Source organism: Sporolactobacillus vineae DSM 21990 = SL153, from assembly GCF_000377985.1.
In the GTDB taxonomy this organism is placed as follows: domain Bacteria; phylum Bacillota; class Bacilli; order Bacillales; family Sporolactobacillaceae; genus Sporolactobacillus; species Sporolactobacillus vineae.
Genome location: NZ_KB899072.1, coordinates 1 through 6776, shown reverse-complemented (window position 1 = coordinate 6776; position 6776 = coordinate 1). Strand labels below are relative to the sequence as shown.

Here is a 6776-nt window from a genome sequence, read left to right as displayed (position 1 = left end):
ATCGTGGATGCCGTTTATACCAAGGTCCGTGAAAATGGGCGTGTCCGTTCCCGAGGCGTTCTGATCAGCTACGGGATCAATGAACAAGGGTATCGAACGATTCTGGGGTTAAAAATCGATGACAGCGAGAGCACGGAAGCCTGGAATAACTATTTCAGTTGGCTGAAGGCACGCGGTCTGAAGGGTGTTGATGTCGTCGTCAGCGATGATCATGGAGGGCTGGTCAGTGCCGTTCAAAGAGCGTTCCAGGGCGCGACCTGGCAGCGATGTCAGGAACACTTCCTGCGCAACGTGCGCGACCGGCTTCCCAAATCTTTAAAACACGAAGTTGCCAATCAGGTCCGGGCGATTCTCCACGCGCCTGACGTCAACACAGCTCAGACCCTGCTTCACTCTTTTTTGAAAGCTTACCAGGAGAAAGCCCCTCGGATCACAGAGTTTGTCGAGACGTCCTTTGATGATGTCACTGCGGTGCTCTCCTTGCCTGAACCCTATCGCCGCCGTTTGCGGACAACCAATGTCATGGAACGTCTCAACGAAGAGTTTCGCCGCCGCGAGAAGGTGATTCGTATTTTTCCAAATCAGGATTCGGTCGTCCGTCTGATGGGGGCCGTTCTTATGGAGAAGGATGAAAAGTGGCTGAGCGGCCGCCGTTATTTGAAAATGGACGACTATTTTGACTGGAAGGCCAAGCAACCCAGATCAGCGAAATCTGGTAAAGTCACTGCCCTTTATCCAAAGTAATGACTTTGCTTCTACTGAGATGAATTTACACACAACAAAAGACTTGATCTGACAAATTTGTTCCACTTATATCTCTCTCGTTCTATAATTTATATAAAACGCATTCAGATCTTCACTGTATTGCTTTAATCCGATCTCTTTGAAAATAGAAAGAACGCATTGGATTTTTGCTGTATTTGCTTGATTTTCAGATTTCTTTCGAGATTTTAGAAGGTATTCATAGAAAACGGTAGTCAATTTGTAAAAAGTGTTCTCTGGAACTGGCTGAATATCATCCAAAATTTTTAAAGCCGGGGTTGTAAGTTCGTCTTCATCGTTCTTGATGCACGTTGAAATAAAGTTAATTGCAATCGTCATAATAATATTATCGCGCTTATGATCCTTCTCTTTATCTCTTCTCTTCACATACATCTTGAAAATGGCCTCGACAAAATACGTCATCTCAGGAGTTGTGAACAGGACCATTGAATTTGCGAATAAAGACAAAGTAAATTTTGACCAATTATCTTTCCAGAAAATATTGTGCTTTAACAGAAGTTTATCTTTTGGGCTTATTGTCGAATAATCCTCTTTAAGGATTGCATCAATTAATTTAATTTCCGTAACAACGATTTCTTTTTTGCTTTTCTGAATATCAGCCTCTTTTGTTTCCACAAGCAATTGTTGTATTTTTTTGCCATTGTGCGCGTAATATGCTTCATACAAATCATATAAAATTACAAATTCGTGCTGCTGAGACAATCAATCAGGAAAACTCAATGGGCAAGGCTCCTGGAAAGCTTCCTTTGCCGAAATTTCAAACAATCGCTCTGGAGAATGCGACCATTAAGCGGCAAAATAGGACGATTTTTCAAGCACTGAATTTTAAAGTGAACCGGGGCGAGAAGGTATTGATTATGGCGCCTTCGGGATTTGGGAAAACAACTTTACTGAGAACGCTTCAGAATCAGATTCTTCTCGAGAAGGGGGACTATCTGTATAACGGGCATCCTGTTACCAAGTTCGATAAGCATGCCATTGCTCATTTATTCAGTTTTATAAAACAGAGTCCGTTTATGCTTTCAGATACGATTCGCTTCAATATCACGCTTGGGCAGGGCTACACTGACCAGGAAGTAATGGAGGCAGCGGAACACGCCGGATTAGCAGAACTGATCAGGGAAAAGGGTTTAGACTTTCAGATAGGGGCAAACGGCGGCAATTTATCAGGCGGCCAGCTTCAGCGAATTGAAATCGCCCGGGCGCTCATTCGAAAACGGCCTATTTTGCTGGCAGATGAATTAACTTCAGCATTGGATAACCGGTTATCACTGCAAATTCACCGGACACTGTTCAATCTACCTATAACAATCATTGAAGCGGGGCATAAACTTTCACAGGAAGAGATGCAGAATTATGATCATGTGATTCATTTAGATACTTTGGAAGATAGCTCTGTTGTGATGTAACTCAGTTGAAAGAATAGGATTATGAAGAAGATAAGGCCATGAAACCAGGGTGGGTTACTTTTTTGTGCTTTTTGACGAAGTGCAGAAATTGTTTCGTTGGATTTTTCTGCTAAATTGACAACAGATGTATATACGTTAGGATAATGAAAAGGCTTGTTTTCTACCGGACGGAAAAGCGAAAAGAAGTGATGTCAGATGTTGAAATTGAAAAAGGGGGATAAGATCGGGATTTTTTCTCCATCGTCCCCGGCTACGGCGACTTCTCCGAAACGTTTTGCACGGGCTAAGGCATACTTAGAAAATAAGGGTTTTGAAATCATCGAGGGCAGCCTGACTGGGAAAGAAGATCATTATCGATCCGGAACCATCCAGAAACGGGCTGCCGAATTGAACGCGTTAATACGCCGTTCGGACATTAAGATGATCATGTCAACAATCGGCGGCACTAATTCCAATTCTCTGCTTCCTTATCTGGACTATGAAGCGCTAAAGCAAAATCCGAAAATGATCATCGGTTATTCAGATGTGACGGCGATTCTGCTCGCCATCTATGCGAAAACGGGTATTACGGTTTATTATGGACCGGCGCTTGTTCCGTCTTTCGGTGAATTTCCTCCGTACGTTGATGAGACTTTTCAATTCTTTAAACAGGTACTTATCGATTCGCCCAATTATCCTTTTCAAATTCCAACGCCTGCTTATTGGTCGGATGAACGGATGAACTGGGAGGAGAAGACAGGAGAAAAAGAAAGACGGCCGAATCATTGGAGAGGGATTCATGTCGGGAGAGCCAGAGGCCGATTAATTGGCGGCAATCTCAACACCATGCTGGGTTTCTGGGGGAGTCCCTATATGCCTGAAATTAAAGACGGAGATATCTTATTGATTGAGGATTCAATGAAACCGGCATCTCAAGTCGAGAAAAATTTTTCTCTATTGAAAGTGAATGGTGTCTTTGATCGGGTCGGCGGGATCTTGCTTGGGAAACATGAACGCTTTGATGATGAGGGAACGGGTAAACAGCCGATTGATCTTCTCCTGGAAGTGCTTCATGGGACCAAGTGCCCGATCATTGCTGATTTCGATTGCTGCCATACGCAGCCGATGCTGACGATGCCGATCGGCGCCGATGTGGAAATCGATGCGGATCAGGCCACGGTTACGCTTCTTGGACAGAGGTAAAATGGAGTTCCGATATCGTGTTCAGGATTTGGGTGGCGATAGGCACAGCCCTTTGCGGTAAGCAGCAGGGTTTCTTTTCTCAGTTCTTCGGATAAGGCAGCACTTGCTCGGGCGAGCGGAAGATCGGCGCTAAGCGCGAGGCCCAGTTTTACTTTGATCAGTGGTTCCGCATGAAAAAACCGATTTTCGGGCAATCGCCCATAATCAATCCGAGATCGATCGTGCTGTGGATTAACTCTTCTTTTATTCCATCGACAAAATTTGTCGGCTTGATGAACCTTTTTGCCTCTGGATCGTGTTTCCTATAGAATGATAGAACCGGTGGTAAACGGTAGGCGCATTGACTTTCTGTCGCATCGATGGTCAAAGCGGCAGGGGTACCCGGCTCGGCTAATTTATCTTTAACTTCATTGGTTAATTGGATAACATGATACGCATATATTTTAAAGACATAGCCCGGCAAGCCGGGATTTTAAGTTTAAAAAGAGCGATCGCCAATAGGAAAAAATTCATTAGCGAATGGAGTAGAATTCATGAAACAATTACCTAAGGCTTCCATTCACTTGCCTCAGGCGATTGCACTGTATGTCGGCGCAGTGCTAGGTGCGGGCATTTTGATTGTTCCCGGACTTGCAGCAGATATCGCCGGTCCGGCATCGCTGATTGACTGGCTGTTTTTAATGATCTTCGTGCTGCCGCTTGCTCTGTGTATGGCTTATCTGTCCGAAAGATATCCGGGTTCCGGCGGCGTTTCTTATTTTGTGACAAAAGCGCTCGGAAAAAGAATGGGCATCATCACCGGATGGTTCTTTCTGATGTCCGTTCCGATCGGTGCCCCCGTTGCAGCTCTGACAGGTGCCAGCTATCTCAGTGCAGCTTTTCGACTACCTGGAAATATGACAGTTGTGACTGCGTGCCTTGTCCTGCTTTTCGCTCTCCTGTTGAATTACTTCGGCATGACGTTAGCCGGATCCGTGCAAGTCATTGTGGTCGCCGGAATTCTTTCTATTCTCGGACTTGCGATCGTGAGTTCGGTGTCACACATCGATATCGATCAATTTAAACCTTTTATGCCGCAAGGGGTTTTAAGCATCGGCAAAGCATCCACCCTTCTTTTTTGGTGCTTTATCGGCTGGGAGGCCGTAGCCAATTTATCGGGCGAGTTCGTCCATCCTGAAAAAGATGTGCGCCGGGCAACAGTCATCTCCGCCTTTATTTTAGGCGGTATCTACTTTCTTACTGCATTTGCCGTTATAGGAACCGGCAGTTATCGGGAGCAGTCCGAGGCTGCTCTGGTCAACGTGGCCGAAAAAGGATTGGGTTGGGTCGGCGCTGATTTGATCGGCATCGCCGGGCTTTTGATTTGTCTGGCAACCGTTATTACCTATGTTGGCGCTGCTTCCAGGCTAGCCTGTTCGCTATCCGACCATGGAGAGGCCTGGAAATGGCTGGGCAGAAGATCCGTTAAATTTCAAACACCGCTCGGCGGTTTGCTTTTTCTGTTCGCCTGCTTTGTTTGCATCATCTTCCTCTACACATTTCGGCTCATCTCGCTGACAACGCTGATTCAACTTCCGAATGCTACTTTTTTACTGAACTATATAGGGGGCTGCGCCGCCGGCATTGTACTTTTCAGAAAAGAAAAGAAGAAGCGCTTGATCAGTATGGTTTCATTGATTGTGACACTGATCATGTTTCTATTTGTCGGGTGGGCTGCGGTGTATCCGCTTGCCATTATTCTTGCGATGACTTTTGGTAAAATGGCAGTCAAACTGAAAGCGTTTTTGTCCCATCATTAAAATCAATTCGCCGGCACGAATTCCCTGTGATTTCAGGTAAACTTTTTCTGATTTCGGGTAAACTCCGAGGGGAATCGGGTAAACTTTTATGCCATTAGGGTAAACTTCGTAATTTCGAAGAAGCCGGCAGGGGCATTATGTCGATTTTATGATGTATCCTATGAGTCAATCAAAAAAGAAATGTGCGATGAAGTGATAAGGAGTTTCTGAAAATGGTAAACTGGACTATCGAACCGATTCGCAACGAAGATAAAGATGAAGTGATCCGGCTTATGATCCAGAACTGGGGCAGTGAAGTGATGGTTGTGCATGGGGAATCTTTTCATCTGGCAGATCAGCCGGGCTTTCTGGCGAGAGATAAAAACCGGATTCTTGGACTCCTGACTTATCGAATCGATCGGAATTCAGACGGCGAAGTATTATCTTTGGACAGCTTTATGGAGAATATGGGCGTCGGCACGGCACTTCTGGAACGTTTTCTACAGCAGGCGGAGGACCTGGGACTGAAGCATGTGTATCTGACAACGACCAATGACAATATTCGGGCTCTGCAGTTTTACCAGAAGAGAGGCTTTACACTTTGCGGTTTTCGCCGAAATGCAGTCCTCAAAGCCAGGCAAGTGAAGCCTGAAATTCCATTGGTCGCAGAGAATGGCATTCCGATTGAGCATGAATTAGAGCTCGAGTATGTGTTCGAAGCGAACCAATCAAAAAACAATCAGAATGGGTGAAGCTTCCTCGCTGCTGATTCATAGTTTTATTAATCGGACCGCTGTATTTAAAATACATCACTATAACGTCAAAAAGACTGGATTGATTTGTGATGATGCTTTTTGCTTAAGAAAATAACTTTCAAATAGGAATACGCATCTCCATGGAGAAATAAAGTAAATGGGAGGTGTATGTGAATTGCAGTTAATCGATATTCCACGGTTTGATTTCATTGAAGTGAGTAAAGCCAGTGATTCGGAATGCAGGGAACATATCTACTTTGTTACAACCGACGTTAATCAGGCTGCCGACCATTATCTTCATAACATGCAGGGCGAGAAACCGATCTACATGAAAATCAGTTCAGTAGATGGGAAGGTATGCATTGCAAAGTCATATGGGCTTAGCCATGATCATACCCGTCCTATTATCATTAAAGAAAAAACAGATCTTGATCTCAAATCTAATGTCTATCATTTTTTTACGGATGGATTTATTGAAACTGTAGAGAAAAAATTGAGCTGAAGAATCATCACAGGACCCCGATAAAGGTGTCCTGTGATTTCTTTGAGTCAATTAAAATAAAAACGATGACGGGTGCTCTGACATAGAGAGTTATAATGAACGAAACTAGCCCCACTATCGCAGCAACGTGGGTTGATTGAAGTACAATAAAAATGCATCAAGGACTTCAAACAGAGCCACAACGCGAAGGGAGCTAGCATAATGAATCATAACATAATTTACGTCGGTTTGGATGTTTCTAAGGATAAGATTGCCATGGCGGTCGCTCCGGAAGGCCGGCGCCAGCCGGATTATATCGGGATGATGCCTAATCAGGCTTCGGCAATACTCCGACAAATGAAGCGGTTAGGAAAACCCGAGCAACTCC

7 protein-coding genes are annotated in these 6776 nt (G+C 44.7%); 6 read left to right on the top strand and 1 reads right to left on the bottom strand.

Annotation, left to right across the window (positions count from 1 at the left end; all coding sequences use genetic code 11):
- A partial coding sequence (locus D889_RS15125) for an IS256 family transposase (RefSeq protein ID WP_018962454.1) occupies positions 1-744 on the top strand: 744 nt, incomplete at its 5' end.
- Positions 745-810: 66 nt separating this feature from the next.
- Here D889_RS15125 and D889_RS0114505 read toward each other — a convergent pair.
- A complete protein-coding gene (locus tag D889_RS0114505; protein ID WP_248676846.1) occupies positions 811-1449 on the bottom strand; it encodes an Rgg family transcriptional regulator in 639 nt (212 codons plus the stop codon).
- On the opposite strand from D889_RS0114505, the gene D889_RS15120 reads away from it, so the two are divergent.
- The 5 genes from D889_RS15120 (at position 1389) to D889_RS0114475 (ending at position 6409) form a co-directional block, all read left to right on the top strand.
- Positions 1389-2192 (top strand): ATP-binding cassette domain-containing protein, encoded by an 804-nt coding sequence (locus D889_RS15120; protein ID WP_154649993.1) that lies wholly within the window; start codon positions 1389-1391, stop codon positions 2190-2192. The two genes, D889_RS0114505 and D889_RS15120, sit on opposite strands and share 61 nt — an antisense overlap.
- A 195-nt stretch (positions 2193-2387) precedes the next feature.
- Positions 2388-3374 carry a S66 family peptidase gene (locus tag D889_RS0114495; protein ID WP_010632924.1) on the top strand — a complete coding sequence of 329 codons (987 nt, stop codon included), beginning with the start codon at positions 2388-2390 and terminating at the stop codon, positions 3372-3374.
- A 533-nt stretch (positions 3375-3907) separates the two neighbouring features.
- Positions 3908-5173, top strand: a complete 1266-nt coding sequence (locus tag D889_RS0114485; protein ID WP_010632923.1) for an APC family permease — start codon at positions 3908-3910, stop codon at positions 5171-5173.
- Between the two features lie 212 nt (positions 5174-5385).
- Positions 5386-5904 carry a GNAT family N-acetyltransferase gene (locus D889_RS0114480; protein ID WP_010632922.1) on the top strand — a complete coding sequence of 173 codons (519 nt, stop codon included), beginning with the start codon at positions 5386-5388 and terminating at the stop codon, positions 5902-5904.
- Positions 5905-6082: 178 nt separating this feature from the next.
- Complete coding sequence (locus D889_RS0114475) at positions 6083-6409, top strand: hypothetical protein (protein WP_010632921.1); 327 nt, start codon at positions 6083-6085, stop codon at positions 6407-6409.
- The last annotated feature ends 367 nt before the right edge of the window (positions 6410-6776 follow it).